General features: G+C 35.8%; 1 protein-coding gene. It reads left to right on the forward strand.

Annotation, left to right across the window (positions count from 1 at the left end; translation table 11 throughout):
• On the forward strand, positions 1-1,240 hold a 1,240-nt coding region (locus FLA105534_RS08785), incomplete at both ends, for a non-ribosomal peptide synthetase (RefSeq protein WP_173965704.1).

A 1,240-nucleotide genomic window follows, 5' to 3' on the forward strand; every position in this document is an offset into this window, starting at 1 on the left:
AGATTGGGCGAAGATCTCTGTTAATCCTACAACGGCTCTAAACGTTGCATTATCACCAAGTCATCTGGCTTATGTAATTTATACCTCAGGTAGTACAGGTAAGCCAAAAGGAGTAATGATTGAGCATAGTAGTTTAGTGAATTATCTATTATATAGTATTGAATATTATGCAGTTGATGATAACTGTTTTAGTTTTCCGTTGTTCAGTTCATTATCATTTGATTTAACACAAACAAGTATCTATTTAACACTTTTGACAGGTGGTCAATTACATATTTATCAGGATAATAATGTTGAGGATGTATTAAATAATATAGTAGTAAATGACTCTATCACTTCAATTAAATTAACTCCGGCACATTTGTCATTTTTTAAGGGATTGGATGGTTCTAATTTGAAAAGGTTTATTATAGGAGGGGAGCAATTGACCCATTCCGATTTAAATAATTTAGATAAATTAAATCCTTTAGTGAAATTATTTAATGAGTATGGTCCAACTGAATCAACAATAGGTTGTAGTGTACTGGAAATCACAAATTATAGATTAATAAAAAATATAAATATAGGATCTCCTATATCCAATACAAGCATCTACATTATAAATGAAGAATTACAACTATTACCAATGGGTATAGTTGGCGAGCTATGTGTAAGTGGAGCAGGGGTTGCCCGTGGTTATTTGAATCAGGAAGAATTAACCCGAGAGAAGTTTATAGAGAATCCATTTAAAGAGGGCGATAGAATTTATAAGACTGGAGATTTAGCACGTTGGCTCCCTGATGGTAATCTGGAGTTTATTGGCAGAAAGGATAATCAGGTTAAAATTCGTGGTTATCGAATAGAGCTTGGTGAAATCGAGAATGTATTGTCATCGGTACGTGGAATCAGCCAGTGCTGTGTATTGGCCAAAGAGGATTCAAATGATAACAAACGTTTGGTTGGTTATGTTGTCGTTGAAGGTAAGCTGGACAGGGCTGCTTTACAGGAACAGTTGAAATTAAGTCTACCGGAGTATATGATTCCTATGATCTGGGTTGAGTTGGAAGAGATGCCACTGACCTCAAACGGAAAGCTGGATAGGAAAGCCTTGCCGGATCCTGATAGTTCAGATTTGTCTACGAAAGAATATGTTGCTCCACGGACAGAGACAGAACAACAATTGGTTCAAATTTGGGAGAATTTGTTGGGAGTAGAAAAAGTAGGAGTTCATGATAACTTTTTTGAGTTGGGGGGGCATAGT

The organism is Flavobacterium collinsii (genome assembly GCF_902804485.1).
Classification (GTDB): Bacteria; Bacteroidota; Bacteroidia; order Flavobacteriales; family Flavobacteriaceae; genus Flavobacterium; species Flavobacterium collinsii.